Genomic DNA, 18,260 nt, shown 5'->3' with positions numbered 1-18,260 from the left:
ATGACACAAACTCTCATAGGGCAGATCGATAAAATTCTTTTTGAAGATGAAGGTTTTATAATTGCTGTACTTAAGAGTGGTGAAAAGGTAAGCGGGACATATTTTGAAAGCTCTATAGAGAGTATAAAAGATTCTGCCGTAACACTTAAAGGTATTTGGGAGGAGCATAAAAAATATGGGCGTACTTTTAAATTTGAATCTTTAAAAGTCAACCAAAACGAACTTTTTTTCTTTCTCAATAAAATCATTAAAGGCTTTACTAAAAAACTCTCAGCAGATCTGATCGAGCATTTTGGGCGTGATGAACTTGTAAATATTTTAGATAATGACATAGAGAGACTTTTAGAGTTTAAAGGGATCAAAGAAAAACGTTTAAAAAAGATCCAAGATTCTTGGAAAAAGTTTCGATCTATGCGCGAACTCGGTGAGTTTTTAAGCCCTTTTGATGTTTCACCTGCATTACTAACGACAATTGCTACAGCGATGAAAGATGTGCAGGAGCCTTGTACTAAGATCAAAGAAAATCCCTATATACTGACAAATATTTCAGGAATCGGTTTTAAACGTGCTGATGAGTTGGCTCTGAAAATGGGAGTCAATACTGAAGACGAGAATCGTCTCAGCTCTGCTATGGATTATGTGCTGCTAGAGTATTGTGAAGCTAATGGAAACAGTTGTATTGCCAAAAGTATTTTATTTGGTGCTTTAGATGAACTGTTGGGGTTTTATGAGCGTGATAATCTTTATGAAGCTATTTTAGTTGAGCGTGTGGCAGAGCAGAGTATAGTTTTAATGAAACACGATCGTGTTTCCCCTGCAAGACTCTATGATGCAGAGAAATTTTTGTACGATACTTTCACAAAACGTGCAAAGCTGGATAACGGCGGTTTTGTAAAAGATTTGGATGCTTTTTTGGCAGATCAAGAGTTAAAGTTAGGAGAACAGCAAAGAAAAGCAGTTGAAGCTATCAATCAGGGTGCAAGTATCTTGTTTCTTGTTGGATATGCTGGAACTGGTAAATCAACAACTTCTAAAACAATTCTCAATCTTTTAAATACCCGCTTTGACAAAAAAGAGATTATCACATGTGCACTTAGTGGAATCGCATCACAACGTATAAGTGATACAACAGGGTATGAGAGTGCTACGATCCAGTCTTTGCTTGTAAAACATGAGGAATCTGATAAGTTTCCATACTCAGTTGTGCTAATCGATGAAGCAAGTATGATTAACTCTTCACTTTTTGCACGACTTATGGGGAAAGTCTCCAACGGTGCGATCGTTATTATCGTTGGTGATGATGCACAACTTCCACCAATTGGAGCTGGAAATGTTTTGAGTGATGTGTTAGAGTTAGAACTTGCCCCTATTGTAAAACTAACACAGATTTACCGTCAAAGTGAAGATCAGGCGATAACACTTATAGCTAATGATATTCGTCAAGCACAGGTGCCAAACTACAGAGAAAAGTATGAAGATTTTGAGTTTATTGATGTGAGCATAGCTAATTATTATGCTGCCAAAAATCAACTCTCACAAAATGAGTTAAAAGATTTGCGTGAACAGAACTCGCAAAATATTATTGCAGAGATTTTGCATAGGGTAGTTGAGTCGATCGAAAAAGCTCGTTATAGGTTGAACAACAAACAGGTAAAAGAGTATCTTAACTATTTTCAAGTGATTACTCCGATGAAAGGTGGTTCACTTGGCACTGAAAATCTTAATAAAATTCTCCAAGAGTATTTTAATCCCAATCCAAAAAAGTGTTTTAAAAAAGGAAATACAGAGTTTCGTTTGATGGATAAAGTGGTACACACAAAAAATGAAAATATGACTTCATGGAGCAGTGATGGTTTTAAAATGGGAGAGGATTCAGCTCAGAGACGTGTATTTAACGGGATGAGCGGACTACTTTTTAAGATCGAAGAGGAAGATGAACAGTTGTTCGTATTTTATCCAAATGAAGATATCGTAGTGCAGTATGAGTATGAAGAAGCAAAGAGTTATTTGATGCTTTCATACGCTCTTACTATCCATAAAGTGCAAGGGATGGAGTACGACATTGTGGTTATTCCTATGAGTTTTTCTCACTATATAATGCATAATACTAAGCTGATTTATACAGCAATTACAAGAGCAAAACATAGGTGTGTAATCATTGGTGAGAGCGGAGCATTTGAAAATGCATGTCGTCGTGTTGAGAGTACAAAAAGAGATACGGTACTTTTAGAGCTACATTAAATATTGAAAGGGTAAATGAAGTATAATGACACAAAGGTGGGTAGATATGAAAAACGATAAAAGAGTAAAGTTTCCATGGCAAGATCCAAAATCTTCAAAAGAGGATCCAAATGCATTAGAGCTTATAAACAAACTGATTCAAAGTCCAACATATAAACTTGCTTTTAAAGATGATGACTTTTTAAGTTCAGAAGATACACGTGGTATACGTTTAGAGCTCGATTATTTAAAGGCAGAATTACAGATAGAAAAGTTAGGAATTGAGCATACTATTGTTGTATTTGGAAGTGCTAGGATTGTGGAGCAACAAACTGCTATTGCAAGGTTTAATGAATTAGAAGCCCAATTAGAAAAAAATCCAGAAGATAGAGCGTTATTACGTGAACTATATGTAGCTGAGAGAATGATAGGCAAAAGTATTTATTATGAAGATGCTCGTCGTTTTGGTCGTCTTGTTGGAGAGAGTGGAAAAAATCCAGATGATTGTAAAGTAACCATTATGACTGGCGGTGGTCCAGGGATTATGGAAGCAGCAAATAGAGGCTCTTATGATGTTGGTGCAAAAACTATAGGGCTTAATATTTTACTTCCACATGAGCAGTTTCCAAACCCTTACATTACACCTGAACTTTGTTTTCAGTTTCACTATTTTGCTGTTAGAAAGATGCACTTTTTAAATCGTGCAAAAGCCTTGGTAGTTTACCCAGGTGGATTTGGTACTTTTGATGAGTTGTTTGAAACATTAACATTGATTCAAACACAAAAAACAGAGCCTTTACCAGTAGTACTTGTTGGAAAAAGTTTTTGGGATCGTGCAATAAACTTTAACTTTTTGCAAGAAGAGGGTGTTATCTCTAATGATGATCTTGAAATTTTCCAGTTTGTAGATAATGCTAATGAAGCGTGGGATTATATAGTAGATTGGTATAAAGAAAAAGGGAAACCTTTATTTTAATGGAGAAAATGATGGTTAAAGTTGCGGCTATTCAGATGCAAATGAGTGAAGATAAAAAAGCAAATGTTTTTAAGGCAAAAGAGATGGTAAAAGAGTCTGCAAAAAATGGAGCAAATATCATCCTTTTACCAGAACTTTTTGAGGGATACTATTTTTGTAAAGATATAGATGAGAAATATTTTTCATGGGCAAAACCTTTGCAAAATAATCCTGTGATTGCAGAGTTTATCCCACTTGCACGTGAGTATCATGTAGTGATTTTAGTGAGTTATTTTGAAAAAGCAGAAGATACTTATTATAACTCATTGGTTGCAATCAATACCGATGGAAGTGTGATGGATAACTACCGTAAAACACATATCCCAGATGGTCCTGGATATGAGGAGAAGTTTTACTTTGCACCAGGTGATACAGGTTTTAAAGTGTATAAAACTGAGTTTGGAAATGTTGGCATTGGGATCTGTTGGGATCAATGGTTTTGTGAAACAGCACGCGCACTTACACTCATGGGCGCTGATATCATCTTTTACCCAACTGCGATCGGAAGTGAGCCTGAAATTCACTTAGACTCAAAAGATCACTGGCAACGTGTACAGATGGGTCATGCAGCAACAAATACAATTCCAGTAGTAGCGGCAAATAGAATAGGGCTTGAAAAAGGGGAATCATGTGAGCTTACATTTTATGGTTCTTCATTTATAACAGACTACACAGGGCAAAAGATAGCCGAAGCTTCTCGAGATAAAGAGGAGATCATCTACGGAGATTTTGATTTTGAGGAAAATGCAAAACAAAGAGAATACTGGGGACTTATCCGTGATCGTAGACCTTCTATGTATGCAAAACTTTGTGAAGAATAATCCCCTCTAAATCTTCTAGTTTCGCACTCGTTATATTTTCAAACTGAGTGCGGTTAAATGTTTGCTGTCTTTTTGCAAGTTGGGCAGTATGTGTGGCAATAAGCTCTATCATTTCATCTTTTGAGATTTTTCCATCTAAATAGTCAAGCACTTCAACTATCCCTATAGCTCCCATAGCGTTTGGCTCACGAGTATATTTTTGTTCTAAAAAAGCGACTTCATCAACAAGCCCCATATCTGCCATTTTTTTGGTACGGACATTTATACGCTCTCGTAAAACTTCACGCTCAACTTCGATGTTGAAAATTTGAAGATTTTCTATAATTGGCTTTGGTGGATTTTTTGCAAACCACTCACTAGGAGTTACGTTGGAAGCTTCATAAATAAGCAGTGCTTTTTCAATGCGGTAGCGATCATTTTTATTGATATTTTGCATATATTTTGGATCAAGATCATATAAGCAGGTGTAACAACTTTGTAAATCTTGTAGCTTTTTATCTACAATATCTTTTGCATTTTGTGTAATATCTGGAAGTGTTGAAAGTCCATCAATCAAAGACTTCAAATAAAATGAAGTTCCACCAACTATGACTAAATTTTTAGAATTTTTTTCACACTCTTTTTTTGCATTTTTGTAGATTTGTATCAATATTTCAACGCTAAAATACTCATCTGCATAAAGCTCATTAATACCAAAATGTTTTATTTGTGAGAGTTCTTCATGTGAGGGTTTTGCTGAAACTATGTCAATCTCTTTATAAATACTAAGCGAATCAATTGAAAGGATATAAGCATCTATTTTTTGCGCGATTTTCAGAGCAAGATCACTTTTTCCTGATGCTGTTGGTCCAATAAGAGCAAGTTCAATCATGGTGGAATTATATCATTTTAAACCAAGTTTGGATAAAATGGTTTAAATTCAAAAGGAGTGTTGTTTGCAAGAGCTAAAACAAAAACTAAAAGACTTTAATGAACTTGTAATGTTTGAACACTCTATTTTTTCATTGCCGTTTATCTTTATAGCTATGGTTGTGGCTGCTGATGGTTGGTTTGGTTTTGGATTGCTTATTTTAGGGGCATTGGCGGCTGTAAGTGCGAGAAATTTTGCTATGGGTGTGAACCGTTACGCTGATCGTGATATCGATGCACACAATCCTCGAACAGCAAACCGTCCAAATGTTGATGGCAGACTTGATGCGACCTCTATACTCATCTTTATAGTTGTCAATGCTCTTGCTTTTATTGTTGTGGCTTATTTTATAAACTCTTTAGCATTTCAACTCTCGCTTCCTATCTTAGCGGTGCTTGGATCATACTCATATTTCAAACGTTTTTCATCAATGGCACATATCATTTTAGGTATCTCTCTTGGACTTGCACCTATCGCTGGAGTAATAGCCGTAAGTGCTACCATTCCTCTTTGGTCTGTTTTACTTTCACTTGGCGTTATTTTCTGGGTTGCTGGATTTGACCTTTTATACTCTTTACAAGATATGGAGTACGATGTTTCAAAAGGGTTGCACTCAATTCCTTCAAAATATGGAGCAGAGTCAACACTGTTTATCTCTGCACTTTTTCATGGACTTGCAGTTGTATTTTGGCTACTTTTTGTTTGGGCGGCTGATCTTGGTTTTCTTGTTTTAGTAGCGGCTGTAGGAAGCGGTTTTGTTTTAGCATATGAGCAAAAACTTGTTCGTCGTGATTTTACACAGATAGATCGTGCTTTTTTTACAGTAAATGGGTATCTTGGAATTGCATTTTTTATTTTTATAGTACTTGATAGGATGTTTGCATGAATGAGTTACCTCGTTTAGTACCAGCACCAATTAGTATAGTTTTTAGTGAAGCTGAGCTGGATTTAGAGAGTTTTGAGCGTGAGTATCAAAGCCTCAGTGAGAGTGATGATGATCCAATAAGTCAATGGTTAAAGTTAGCAAAAGCTAGAGGTGAGACTGCGGAGAGTGATCCTGTACTGCTTAACCTTATGGTAGAGCTACACAGAAAGATAGATGCACTTGAAGCGTTTATAAAAAATGAAACACCAAAACGACTCTCTTTAACAAATGAAGCAGAGATTGAATCGATCGGTTTTGAGCATTTTCAACTAAAAAGTTCACTTTTACAAACTGGTAAAACTTATTATGGGCGTATCGAGATGCCAGTACATCCTAAACGTGATGTGGGTGTGTTTTTTGAAGCGCAAAGTGAGGCATTAGCAAAATTTACTCGTATCCATGAGCGAGATGAAAAAGAGTGGGCTTCGTATATGACCGCTCGTGAACGTGTACAAATTAGAGAAGCAAGAGAGAAAAAAGATTGAATTTAATACAACAAATAGACTTTCAACTAGAATATGTAGTAATCATTATGGCTTTGATCATTTTATATCTTTTATACTATGTGTATACAAAAGATAGTACATATTCGAGAAATATTCGTTCAGTCGCTTCAGTTGTAGAGGACCTTAATCGTGAGCTTTATTATCTCAAAAAAGAACTCTCTCAAACAGAGTCAGAGTTTCAAGCGAATGCACAAAGAATGAGTGATGATGAGATATACCAAGAGATTGAACGAAGTGTGTATGATTTAGTACAACCTCTTTCAGTTACACTTAGACAACTTCAGTCAAATATTGAGTTAATTGAGGGGCAGATAGAACATAGAATCGCTCAGTTAGAAAGTGGTGTGAAACAGATATCTATCCCTACCTCTATCCATGCAAATGATGATGAGAAAATTATTTCGTTGTATAAACAAGGTGTGACAATTGAGACGATTGCCAAAGAGTTACATCTCTCAAAACCTGAAGTTGAATTTGTCCTAAAAATCAATAAAATCAAGTAGAACAATGGCAGATAGAAAGCTTTTTACTTTAGTTTCTATATTGATTGCATTTAGTATAGTTGTTTCTTACTCTTTAACTGAATATACAGTACTGCTTTTTAATACAAATGAGTTTCATTTTGCAATAAGACAGAGTGCTTTTGGAATTTTATCTATAGTAATTATCTATGTGCTCTCTTTAGGAGACCCTGATAAACATCTAAAACTGCTTGGATTTACTCTTTTTTTTGGCTCACTTATTTTAATGATTGCGATGCCTTTTTTGCCTGAGAGTATAGTTTCAGAAGTTGGCGGTGCAAAACGATGGATGAAAATAGCAGGATTTTCACTCGCTCCTGTAGAGTTTTTTAAAGTGGGGTTTGTATACTTTTTAGCATGGAGTTTCTCTCGTAAACTTGGGCATCATAACGATATGGGACTTAAAAGTGAGTTTCGCAGATTTATGCCTTATGCAGTTGTTTTTGTCGCTGCAATGTTTATAATTGCATTTTTACAAAAAGATATAGGTCAAGTTGTAGTACTTGGGGGGACACTTTTATTTATGCTTATTTTTGCAGGAAGTAGTTTCCGATTTTTCTTAACTATTTTAGGTGGAATTTTTGTAGCAATTTTACTGTTTATTTTAACAGCTGAGCATCGTATAGCACGTATAAAATCTTGGTGGGCATTGGCACAAAACTCTGTCTTAGAGCTTCTTCCAGCATTTGTAGCAGATAAACTGCGTGTGCCTGTTGAGGTTGAACCATATCAGATAGGACATTCACTCAATGCTATCCATAATGGTGGTATTTTTGGTGTGGGTCTTGGAAATGGAACTTTTAAACTTGGATTTTTATCTGAGGTGCATACAGACTTTGTTTTAGCTGGAATTGCGGAAGAGTTTGGATTTGTTGGTATCTTTTTTGTTGTCTTTATCTTTATGTGGATATTGCAACGCATCTTTAAAGTAGCTAATCGTGCTACAGATACAAGCATCTATCTTTTTAGCATTGGTATTGGGTTAGTGTTAGCTTTTGAGTTTTTAGTAAATGCGTATGGGATTAGTGGGATTACTCCTATTAAAGGTATTTCAGTTCCATTTCTCTCTTATGGTGGTTCAGCTATGCTTGGCTCAGCAGTGGCAGTTGGGATGATACTGATGGCTTCAAAAAAAGCAAATATGGATTAGAGGTCTAGTATGAAACTTTGTATAACTGGTGGTGGAACTGGCGGACATTTGATGATAGCGGAGGCTTTGGTAGAAGCTGCTGTAAATGATGGACATGAGGTTATTTTTATAGGTTCAACTAAAGGACAAGACCAAAAATATTTTGGTGAGCATAGTGAATTTTCTCATGTCTATTTTTTAGAAACTACAGGTGTTGTCAATCAAAGAGGTCTTGGAAAAATCAAAGCTCTTTACAAAGTTTTTAAAGCTTTTTTACAAGCACGAAAAATTTTAAAATCCCACCATATTCAAGCAACATATAGTGTAGGTGGGTTCTCAGCAGCTCCTGCTTCTTTTGCAACACTTTCACTCTTTTTACCACTTTTTATCCATGAGCAAAATGCAAGAGTTGGAAGATTGAATGCTTTACTTCGACCATTTGCAAAAAACTTTATATCTGCATATGAGAGTCATTCCTCTATACAAGGTTACCCAGTCAAAGAGATATACACAAAAACTGCACGTGTGCGAACAGAGTTACAAACAGTTGTATTTTTGGGTGGAAGTCAAGGAGCACGTGCTATTAATGACTTGGCACTAGATGTAGCATGGAAACTTAAAAAGCAAGGTATAAAGATTATTCATCAAGCAGGTGAGTCAGATTTTGAGCGTGTGAAAGAGGAGTATGAAAAGTTAGGTATTGATGATGTAGAGTTGTATGGATTTACAAAAGAGTTACCTGAGCTTATTCAAAAAGCTGATCTTGCCATTAGCCGTGCTGGAGCATCAACACTTTGGGAACTCAGCTCAAATGGATGTCCCGCTTTTTATATCCCTTATCCATATGCAGCAGGGGACCATCAATATTATAATGCAAAGTTTATAGTAGATAATGATTTAGGGTGGTGTGAGCGAGAAAGTAAAGAGCTCAAATCACAACTGTTACACATCTTAAAAGGTATAGACTTACAAACAAAAAGTGAAAAATTACTTCAATACAATAAAAAAGATGTCGCTGCCTCAATGATACAAGAGCTAGAAAAGAGTCTCAATGCTTAAAGAATTAGCACAGTTTTTAGTTGAGCAGATATTTCAGTTCGGTTATCCTGGGATTTTTGCGCTCATGGCGATTGAGTCTAGTTTTATCCCATTTCCTAGTGAAGTAGTTTTAGTTCCAGCTGGGTATTTAGCTTCACAAGAAAAAATGAGTTTGGGGATGATATTTTTGAGTGCTATAAGTGGATCGATGCTAGGAGCATTTATAAACTACTATCTTGCGTACTTTGTTGGAAGAAAATTTTTACAAAAATTTGGAAAGTATTTTTTTATCTCAAATAGTACATTAGATAAAATGGAGACTTTTTTTCAAAAACATGGAGCGATTTCAACATTTACTGGAAGATTGCTTCCTGGAATTAGACAACTGATCTCTATCCCAGCTGGACTTGCACGTATGAATGTTTTTACATTCGCAATTTTTACAGCACTTGGTGCTGGAATATGGTCACTGATTTTGATATTGCTTGGATATTTCATCGGTGAGAATCAAGAACTTATAAATCAGTACTTAAAACAAATAACTTTCTTGATTCTTATTTTAGTTATAATGTTTTTATTTATATACTACAAAATCAAAACAAAAAAGGTTTAGCCATGGATTATATGTTTTCAAGTGGTTTCTTAGGTACAAGAGCTCCACTTTTTATGGATGTTGTTACATTGATTGTAGCGTTTTTACCATTATTGATATACACGGGAATAATGTTTGCAAAGAAAGGTGCATATAAACTGCATGCTTTTGCTCAAAATTTGATCTATGTTGTTTCAGTAATTGTAGTCCTATATTTTGAATACGGTGTGAGAGTTGGTGGTGGGTTTGATACGTTTGTATCTGATGCAGAAGTGAGTTATACATATGCTCTTTTTGTCCTTGTATTTCATATAGCTATTGCACTTTCTACATTTGTTTACTGGACTTTGACACTTTTTAAAGCAAATATATGGTTTAAACATGATGCAATACCAGGAAAAATGTCAGATAATCATAAATTGATGGCAATTAAAAGTTTTGTAGGGATTATCTTTACGTCTGCAACAGGTATTTGGGTTTATATATCACTATTTATGTAAAAAATTAAAGGAGAAAAAATGGTTGAAGTTGGAACAAAAGCTCCAGAGTTTTGTTTACCAAATCAAGATGATGTTGAGATTTGTTTACGTGATCTCAAAGGGAAATGGATAGTACTTTATTTTTATCCAAAAGATAGCACTCCAGGGTGTACGACAGAAGCATGTGAATTTACAGAAGCGATGCCAGAATTTGGCAATATGGATGCAATCATCTTAGGTGTAAGTGCAGATAGTACAAAACGTCATCGCAATTTTATAGAAAAACAAAATCTTTCAATCACATTACTCAGTGATGAATCTACACAAATGATGCAAGAGTATGGTGTGTGGCAGTTAAAGAAAAACTATGGAAAAGAGTATATGGGCATTGTTCGCTCAACTTTCATTATTGATCCAAAAGGTGGTGTTGTAGCATCTTGGGATAAAGTTCGTGTAAAGGGTCATGTTGAAGCAGTAAAAGAGAAACTTACTGCATTACAAGCAAACTAGTTTTAAAGAGGGAAGATTGAAACGATCTCTATTATTGTGCAGTCTACTTGTATTTGTTGGTTGTGGAGGAGGGAGTTCTAGTTCAAATGAGCAGAATGTTACTTCATGGTACAAACCTGATCTTAATACCTCAGGACAAATACAATTACAAGGAGAGATCACTACATATTCTGGCGTTGAATTGTACGATATAGACTTGTTTGATACAAATATAACTTTCATTCAATCGTTACACAGTGATGGGAAAAAAGTGATCTGTTATTTTAGTGCGGGTAGCTATGAAAATTGGCGAAGTGATAAGGATGATTTTCCCTCTGAAGTCTTAGGAAATAACTTAGATGGTTGGCCAGGAGAAAAATGGCTTGATATCTCAAATGATGCTCTAGAACCTATTATACAAGCAAGGCTTGATTTAGCAGTTGCTAAAGGTTGTGATGGAGTCGATCCTGATAATGTAGATGGATATACAAACAATACAGGGTTTGCTCTAAGTGCACAAGATCAACTCAACTACAATATGTTTTTAGCTACTGAGGCACATAAAAGAGGTTTAAGCATTGGGCTAAAAAATGACTTAAACCAAATAGAAAATCTTGAAGAGTATTTCGATTTTAGTGTGAATGAACAATGTCATGAATATGATGAGTGTGCTATGTTAAGTCCATTTATAGATGCGAATAAACCTGTTTTCAATATAGAGTATGATGATAAGTATGTAAACAATACTAATAGTGCTAGAGATACTTTATGTACAGATGCTCAAAGTTTAGGACTGCAAACATTGATATTACCATTAGATTTAGATGGGAGTTTTAGATATAGTTGTGATGAGTAGAAGAGTATAACTGGCACGTAAGCCAGTTATTAGTTTTAGTATCTATATCTGATATAGAAACGGATGTCTTGAGCTTTGTCTACAATAGCTGCAGCATAAGCTTGTGCCATTGCATCTCCCGCATTTGCAGCAGCTTGAATATCTGAAATTTTCATAGAGTTTCCAGTTACACTTCCAAAGAAACCATTACTTCCAGAATAAGCATAATCGATATATGTATAGCGAAGTTGTATAGATAAAATATCTTCTACTAAGTATTCTGTAAAATAAGCTTCATACGCATCACCACGAGCAGCAACTTTTGAACCTATATTTGTATCTTCAGCATATGTAATACTTCTCCAGTATTTTGTACCGTGATTGTACTCAATACCCCATTTTCCATCACTAGTAAAGAGTGAAGGCATTTGTACACCAGTCCAAATAGAGTAACCTTTTCTAGAGCTATCACGCCCTAACATACTTTTGCCATTGTCAGGGTCTGTGATACTCATTGCACCACTGATAAAGAAAGTAGTATCATCTAGATAATCACCTAAGCCCTCGCCAATACCATTACTCATAAAACTTGCAGTAACACTTTGTAAATTTCCAACAGTTTCAAAAACAGGATTTGTTGTTCCATTGATGTCAATTAAATTATTTGCAAAGTAGTATTGTGTATCTATAGTATATTGACCATTACTATATGCTCTCAAAATAAAACCTGCTAAGTCAATATTAGCTAATCTCGTTTCACCATCTGCGTATGGTGCACCACCAAAGTCCATTTTTGCTGAAGCGTTACTCATACCACGACCAGCACAAAACTTGATGTACATACCATTAATACCAATAAGATTTTCTAGTCCAAATTTTGCACTTAATCCATCAAACTCAACATTAATAGAGTGACCTTGAGGTGATGCCGCATGGTCATCATCTCTTAAGTTAATGAGATGTCCATTGGTTGATGGGCGACGACCAATACTAAATGTCCAAGGGATATCAGCACCAGCTAATTTATCATCTACATATAAAAAGTAAGCGTTTTTGATACGTAGTTTATCATCATAAGCATTTTCATTTGTAATCCAATCAAATGATTCAAAAGGGTATTCTGATGGAGTGTTTCCAGCTCTTTCTCCAAATGCTTTATTGTATGCTATTTGACCATGAAAACTTAGGTTTTTAGTAGCAGCCCAGTCCATATTTAGCCAAAATCTATTTGTCATAAAAGCATCATTTGTATGCTCATCATCGTTTGCCATTTTATAATTTAGGTTTTCAAGAGCAAATCTATAATCTACTCCAAATTTTAAATGACTTCCATTTGTAGCTTTGTTGAGTTCAGTTAGATTTTCTTGAATCTCATCAAGTTGATCTTGTACACTATCCTCTTCATCATCTTCCTCTTCTGAATCTCCATCCCCAGAGTCTTTTTTTGCTACAACTTTTTCTTCAACTTCTTCGTCATCTGAAGTTGCATCTTTGTCTTCTGCTTCTTCATCTGAGACAGATTGTTTTGCTTTGAGTTCCGCTAATTCTTTTTGTATCTTTTGCATTTTAGCTTCCATGGTTTCAAAACGATCATACATAGTGTCTGCTGATAAACTAGTTCCAATTAAAATACTTGAAGTAACTAGTGATAATAATAAAGACTTATTCATCTCTTCCCTTTTTGTATTACATTTTTTAATACTATGTGCATTAATTCTGACACTATACAAGAAAGTATATAAAATAAGTTTTAAACTATGTGATAAAAATATAATATTTAGAAAACATTGATAAGAAAGCTAGTCTTAAACTTAATTTTAGTATAATTCGCGGATTTTTCTTCCCTAATTAGGCTAGAAAATATTAACAGGTTTTGTCAAAAAACTAGTGCGATCCCTTCATTTATAAGGGTAATCGTCCGACATTTTCCGAAGAAAACTAGTAAAATTCTGGCTCATTATGAAGCCCTTAAAGGACCTAATTCATGGTAACTATGAAAGACCTATTAGAATGTGGTGTACACTTCGGTCACCAAACTCGTCGTTGGAATCCAAAAATGAAAAAATTCATTTTCGGTGTTCGTAAAAATATCTATATCCTAGATTTACAAAAAACACTTCGTTACTTCCGTAACACTTACCAAATCGTAGTAGATGCTGCTGCTGAAGGTAAAGTTGTACTTTTCGTTGGTACAAAAAAACAAGCTCGTGCTACTGTAAAAGAAGCTGCAATCGCTTGTGGTATGCCATATGTTGACACAAGATGGTTAGGTGGTATGCTTACTAACTTCCCAACTATTCAAAAATCTATCCGTAAACTTGACGTAATCTCTGAGATGCAAGAAAACGGTCAAATTGAACTTTTAACTAAAAAAGAAGCTTTAATGCTCTCACGTACAAAAGAGAAACTTGAAATGTATTTTGGTGGTATCCGTGATATGAAAAAACTTCCAGATATGCTTTTCATTATCGATGCTGCTAAAGAGCACACTGCAGTATTGGAAGCAAAAAGACTTGGAATTCCAGTTGTAGCACCACTAGATACTAACTGTGATCCAGACCTTATCACTTATCCAATCCCTGGAAATGATGATGCTATTCGTTCTATTCAACTTTTCTGTCGCGAAATGACAGCAGCTATCAATGAAGGGAAAGCTCTTAGAGATGGTGGAGCTGACAATTCTGTTGAAGAAGAGATGGGTCAAGAGGAAGTAGCAACTGATGAAGTTGTAGCTGAAGAAGAAACAGTAGAAACTACAGAGGAAGCATAATCATGGCAGAAATTACAGCAGCAATGGTTAAGGAGCTTCGTCAAGCGACAGATGCTCCAATGATGGATTGTAAAAAAGTTTTAGTTGAAGCTGATGGTGATATCGAAAAAGCAAAAGAGCTTTTAAAAGAAAGAGGTATCGCTAAAGCTGCGAAAAAAGCAGATAGAGTTGCAGCAGAAGGTCTAGTTGGTCTTAAAATTGCTGATGATTTCTCTAAAGCTACAGTTGTTGAGATTAACTCTGAAACTGACTTCGTTGCACAAAATGACGGTTTTAAAGATTTAGTTCTTAAAACTACTGAAGAAGTATTCAATACTAATCCAAGTGACGTAGCAGGTGTAATGGGAACTGAGTTCGGTTCTTACTTTACTGAAACAGTTGCAAAAATTGGTGAGAAAATTGAACTTCGTCGTTTTGGAACTCTTGAAGCTGAAGATGATACTGTTGCAATGAACGCTTACGTTCACTCTAACAACAGAATTGCTGTTATTATTAAAGCTAAATGTGATTCTGCAAAAACTGCTGAAGGTATGAAAGACGTGTTGAAGCAAGTTGCAATGCACGCTTCAGCTATGAAACCACAAGTTTTAAGCTACAAAGATTTCTCTAGCGAGTTTGTTGAGTCTGAAACTAAAGGTCGTATTGAAGCTATTAAAAAAGAGAACGAAGAGTTAGCACGTTTAGGAAAAACTCTTAAAAACGTTCCTTCTTTCGTATCTATGGTTCAATTAACTGACGAGATCATGAAAAAAGCTGAAGAGGATATCAAAGCTGATCTTGCAGCTCAAGGTAAACCTGAAAAAATCTGGGACAAAATTATCCCTGGTTCACTAGCACGTTTTGTTGATGATAACACTACTTTAGATAAAGAACAAGCTTTACTTGATCAAACTTACGTACTTGACGATAAAAAAACAGTAGCAGAGGCTGTTGAAGCGGCTGCTAAAGGTCTTGGTGGAACGGCTGAGATCGTTGACTTCATTCGTCTTGAAGTTGGTGAAGGTATCGAGAAAGCTGCAGATGACTTCGCAGCTGAAGTTGCTGCACAAATGGCTTAAGCCCCTAGCTTAAGCGTATGCCTCTATCTTCAACGTAGGGAGCAAATTTCTTGGAAATATGCTCACCGAAGTTGAGAAAAAGATAGAGGTACTCACTTCACGGGAGCTTAAAGTAGAGCTAGGGGTTCTTTTACCTCAAGCTCAAATAAGCTCAAAAGTAGGCTCAAGGGTTCTCCCTGAGTCTAGCCAACTCTTAACACTCTTATATATAAACCCTCAAATACACTTTTTCAAAAAAATATAATATAATCTTCTTTATGGAAACTTCTCAAAAAAATAAAATTATCATTATCGGTGGTGGATACGGTGGTCTAAAAGCACTAGAAGCTTTAGCAAAAGATCCAAATAATGAGATCACATTGATCGATAAAAACGCATACCATTTTATGCAAACAGATGTGTATGATCTGATCGCTAATGAGTGTGATTTTTCAGAGATGACACTTGATCTTTTTACATACTGTATGGGATTTGAGGATAATGTTACTTTTTTAAAACAAGAGGTAAAAAACATTGACTTTAAAAATAAAAAGATCATAAGTGATGTGCAAAGAATCTCTTATGACTATCTTATCATTGCAGTGGGTGCAAGAACAAAATTTGTTGACTCTATCCCAGGACTCAAAGAGTATGCACATGGTATAAAAACACTTCATCGAGCAATGTATTTTAAACAAAAATTTGAGATGAGTTTATTTAAAAAGATAGAGAGTGAAGGGAAAAGTTGTACACCTCTTAGCATTGTGGTTGCTGGAGCAGGACTCAGTGGTGTTGAGATAGCTGCACAGATGGCTTCTTTTGCCAAAGAGTTTTACGAAAAGCACCATTTTTTATGTAGAAAACTTAATATTGTACTGGTAAATTCAGCAGAATATATACTCAAAGGTCTTGATAAACCTCTAATGCAAGCTTCTCAAAAACGTTTAGAAGTTTTAGATGTAACTATCAAAAACAATGTAAAAGTTGTCAGTCTAACGCAAAATAGTACAACACTAAGTAATGGTGAAGTTTTAGAGATGGACTTTATGATTTTTGCTGGGGGAATTGAGCCAAATGGTTTAATTTATGAGCTTGAACTTCAAAAAAATGAGTTTGGCTTTTTAAAAGTGAATGAATATTTACAAAGCTTAGATTATAAAAATGTTTTTGTTGTTGGTGATTGTGCAACAACATATGATAAAAATAACAAACGTTTAGCACCCACAGCAGATATAGCTGAGCAAATGGGTATACATGCTGCTAAAAATATAATGAATTTAATCAATGACAAAGAGTTGCAAAAACATAGTCTTGCTTCACGAGGTATATTGATAGCACTTGGTAGAAGATATGCAAGTGCAAAAGTTTCCAAGATTTATTTTCATGGTTTTTTTGCGTATGTTATGAAAAAACTTATCGAAAAAAGCTACTATTACCTTTTAGATAGACAGTCAGTAAAAGGGTGTCAAAAAATATTTTGTACCTCACAAGATTAATTTAGTAACACTTTAGTATAATCTTTTTTATGGAAATTTTAGAAGCAAACAACCTTTCACATTCATTTGATTATAAACTTTTTGATGCAGTTACTTTTTCACTGAACAAAAAAGAATCTATGGCTATTATAGGTATAAGTGGCAGTGGAAAATCTACACTTTTACATATAATATCTTCACTCTTAAAACCTCAAAGTGGTGATGTGAAACTTTTTGGTAAAAGTCTTTATGATTTAAATAAAAGTGAACTTTCAACAATTAAAAGAGATAAAATTGGACTTGTATTTCAGTCACATTATCTTTTTCGCGGATTTTCTGCTTATGAAAATTTGGAAGTTTCTCAAATTCTATCTCAACAACCAATTGATGATACATTGCTTCAAAGATTAGATATACAACATTGTATAGGGCAAAAAGTTACAGAGCTTTCAGGTGGTCAACAACAGCGTGTATCAATTGCAAGGGTACTTACAAAAAAACCAGAGATTATTTTTGCAGATGAACCAACAGGTAATTTAGACTCTCAAACTGCAGATGAAGTGATGGAGCTTTTTTTTGAATATTGTGAAAAAAATGATGCAGGGATGGTTTTAGTAACACACGATACAAGGTTAGCACATATGTGCGATAAAGTGTATAGACTTGAAGATAAAGAGTTAAAAAGGGAAAAATAGTTATGCAATATGCAGCGATTTTTAATGAGTATAATGTAGTTGGATTTTTATTACTCTTTTTTCGATTTGCAGCGTTATTTATAGCAGTTCCAATATTTTCACATCAAAATATTCCTATCACAATTAAAGCTGCAATAGCATTTATATTTACAGTTGTTTTTTACTCCTCTATGCCACCACTAGCAATCTCTATAGATGCACCAACAATTATATTGGCAATTTTGAGTGAATTTATCTTTGGTTTAGCGATTGGAGTGGTGCTTCTTTTAGCATATCATGTTATCACATTTGCAGGTGGACAAATATCATTTATGATGGGTTTTTCACTTGCAAGTGCGATCGATCCTCAAAGTGGTGTATCAATGCCAATTATTTCGCAGTTTTTATCTTTGATAGCATTGATGGTACTTTTTGCTTTAAATCTACACCATTGGGTTTTGTTATTTGTAGATCATTCACTTCAAACCATTCCTCTTGGTGGATTTTTAATGAGTGAAGATTTTTTTAACTATACTATTCATGCTGTATCAAATATGTTTTTAGTTGGTTTTATGATTGCTTTTCCAATAATTGCGTTATCTTGGTTGGCTGATATTATTTTTGGAATGTTGATGAAAACAATGCCACAGTTTAACTTACTTGTTATTGGTTTTCCTATAAAAATTGCAGTTGCATTTGCTGTCATTATAGCTACTATTACTGCTACGATGCTTATTGTTAAAGGGCAGGTGCAAGAGGCGTTTAATACCTTAGAGATGTTTTTTTAGTTTTTTTTGATACAATACATAATCATAGATATTCGT

19 protein-coding genes are annotated in these 18,260 nt (G+C 34.9%); 17 read left to right on the top strand and 2 right to left on the bottom strand.

The features are described from left to right. From ACQY56_RS05685 to aguB, 3 genes are read left to right on the top strand one after another with little or no spacing between them, the layout of a single operon-like run. Entirely contained in the window at positions 1-2,241 is a 2,241-nt protein-coding gene (locus ACQY56_RS05685; RefSeq protein ID WP_428737541.1) for an AAA family ATPase, read from the top strand. Positions 2,242-2,287: 46 nt separating this feature from the next. Then, positions 2,288-3,196 (top strand): TIGR00730 family Rossman fold protein, encoded by a 909-nt coding sequence (locus ACQY56_RS05680; RefSeq protein WP_428737542.1) that lies wholly within the window; start codon positions 2,288-2,290, stop codon positions 3,194-3,196. A gap of 11 nt (positions 3,197-3,207) precedes the next feature. Further along, positions 3,208-4,056, top strand: a complete 849-nt coding sequence (aguB, locus tag ACQY56_RS05675) for an N-carbamoylputrescine amidase (protein WP_428737543.1) — start codon at positions 3,208-3,210, stop codon at positions 4,054-4,056. On the opposite strand, the gene miaA is transcribed toward aguB, so the two are convergent. Then, the gene (gene miaA, locus ACQY56_RS05670; RefSeq protein WP_428737544.1) at positions 4,028-4,927 is read right to left on the bottom strand and encodes a tRNA (adenosine(37)-N6)-dimethylallyltransferase MiaA; all 900 of its coding nucleotides are present in this window, start codon (positions 4,925-4,927) and stop codon (positions 4,028-4,030) included. The genes aguB and miaA overlap by 29 nt on opposite strands. Before the next feature lie 64 nt (positions 4,928-4,991). On the opposite strand from miaA, the gene mqnP reads away from it, so the two are divergent. From mqnP to ACQY56_RS05625, 9 genes are read left to right on the top strand one after another with little or no spacing between them, the layout of a single operon-like run. After that, positions 4,992-5,852 carry a menaquinone biosynthesis prenyltransferase MqnP gene (gene mqnP / locus ACQY56_RS05665; protein ID WP_428737545.1) on the top strand — a complete coding sequence of 287 codons (861 nt, stop codon included), beginning with the start codon at positions 4,992-4,994 and terminating at the stop codon, positions 5,850-5,852. Continuing rightward, positions 5,849-6,376, top strand: a complete 528-nt coding sequence (locus ACQY56_RS05660) for a hypothetical protein (protein ID WP_428737546.1) — start codon at positions 5,849-5,851, stop codon at positions 6,374-6,376. Before mqnP ends, ACQY56_RS05660 begins: the two co-directional genes overlap by 4 nt. Next, positions 6,373-6,900: a DUF6115 domain-containing protein gene (locus ACQY56_RS05655; RefSeq protein ID WP_428737547.1), complete on the top strand. Its 528-nt coding sequence runs from the start codon at positions 6,373-6,375 to the stop codon at positions 6,898-6,900. Before ACQY56_RS05660 ends, ACQY56_RS05655 begins: the two co-directional genes overlap by 4 nt. Positions 6,901-6,904: 4 nt before the next feature. Next, positions 6,905-8,068: an FtsW/RodA/SpoVE family cell cycle protein gene (locus ACQY56_RS05650; RefSeq protein WP_428737548.1), complete on the top strand. Its 1,164-nt coding sequence runs from the start codon at positions 6,905-6,907 to the stop codon at positions 8,066-8,068. 9 nt (positions 8,069-8,077) lie between these two features. Next, the gene (murG, locus tag ACQY56_RS05645) at positions 8,078-9,106 is read left to right on the top strand and encodes an undecaprenyldiphospho-muramoylpentapeptide beta-N-acetylglucosaminyltransferase (RefSeq protein WP_428737549.1); all 1,029 of its coding nucleotides are present in this window, start codon (positions 8,078-8,080) and stop codon (positions 9,104-9,106) included. Continuing rightward, on the top strand, positions 9,099-9,698 hold the full coding sequence (locus ACQY56_RS05640; protein ID WP_428737550.1) for a DedA family protein: 600 nt from the start codon (positions 9,099-9,101) through the stop codon (positions 9,696-9,698). Before murG ends, ACQY56_RS05640 begins: the two co-directional genes overlap by 8 nt. A gap of 2 nt (positions 9,699-9,700) precedes the next feature. Next, positions 9,701-10,177, top strand: coding sequence for a DUF420 domain-containing protein (locus ACQY56_RS05635; protein WP_428737551.1), 477 nt, complete (start codon positions 9,701-9,703; stop codon positions 10,175-10,177). Positions 10,178-10,195: 18 nt separating this feature from the next. Next, complete coding sequence (bcp, locus tag ACQY56_RS05630; protein ID WP_428737552.1) at positions 10,196-10,666, top strand: thioredoxin-dependent thiol peroxidase; 471 nt, start codon at positions 10,196-10,198, stop codon at positions 10,664-10,666. 16 nt (positions 10,667-10,682) lie between these two features. Next, the gene (locus tag ACQY56_RS05625) at positions 10,683-11,501 is read left to right on the top strand and encodes an endo alpha-1,4 polygalactosaminidase (protein ID WP_428737553.1); all 819 of its coding nucleotides are present in this window, start codon (positions 10,683-10,685) and stop codon (positions 11,499-11,501) included. A 35-nt stretch (positions 11,502-11,536) separates the two neighbouring features. Here ACQY56_RS05625 and ACQY56_RS05620 read toward each other — a convergent pair whose 3' ends face one another. Beyond that, a complete protein-coding gene (locus ACQY56_RS05620) occupies positions 11,537-13,150 on the bottom strand; it encodes a DUF3373 family protein (RefSeq protein WP_428737554.1) in 1,614 nt (537 codons plus the stop codon). A gap of 314 nt (positions 13,151-13,464) precedes the next feature. On the opposite strand from ACQY56_RS05620, the gene rpsB reads away from it, so the two are divergent. From rpsB to fliR, 5 genes are all read left to right on the top strand, one after another. Beyond that, positions 13,465-14,250, top strand: a complete 786-nt coding sequence (gene rpsB, locus ACQY56_RS05615) for a 30S ribosomal protein S2 (protein WP_428737555.1) — start codon at positions 13,465-13,467, stop codon at positions 14,248-14,250. A gap of 2 nt (positions 14,251-14,252) precedes the next feature. Then, positions 14,253-15,308 carry a translation elongation factor Ts gene (gene tsf, locus ACQY56_RS05610; protein WP_428737556.1) on the top strand — a complete coding sequence of 352 codons (1,056 nt, stop codon included), beginning with the start codon at positions 14,253-14,255 and terminating at the stop codon, positions 15,306-15,308. 257 nt (positions 15,309-15,565) lie between these two features. Beyond that, positions 15,566-16,783, top strand: coding sequence for an NAD(P)/FAD-dependent oxidoreductase (locus ACQY56_RS05605; protein ID WP_428737557.1), 1,218 nt, complete (start codon positions 15,566-15,568; stop codon positions 16,781-16,783). A gap of 29 nt (positions 16,784-16,812) precedes the next feature. Further along, a complete protein-coding gene (locus ACQY56_RS05600; RefSeq protein ID WP_428737558.1) occupies positions 16,813-17,457 on the top strand; it encodes an ABC transporter ATP-binding protein in 645 nt (214 codons plus the stop codon). A 2-nt stretch (positions 17,458-17,459) separates the two neighbouring features. Next, the gene (fliR, locus tag ACQY56_RS05595) at positions 17,460-18,224 is read left to right on the top strand and encodes a flagellar biosynthetic protein FliR (RefSeq protein WP_428737559.1); all 765 of its coding nucleotides are present in this window, start codon (positions 17,460-17,462) and stop codon (positions 18,222-18,224) included. Positions 18,225-18,260 lie beyond the last annotated feature (36 nt).

Source organism: Sulfurimonas sp. (genome assembly GCF_050296975.1).
Lineage (GTDB): Bacteria > Campylobacterota > Campylobacteria > Campylobacterales > Sulfurimonadaceae > Sulfurimonas.
This window is presented reverse-complemented; position numbering and strand designations above follow the sequence as displayed.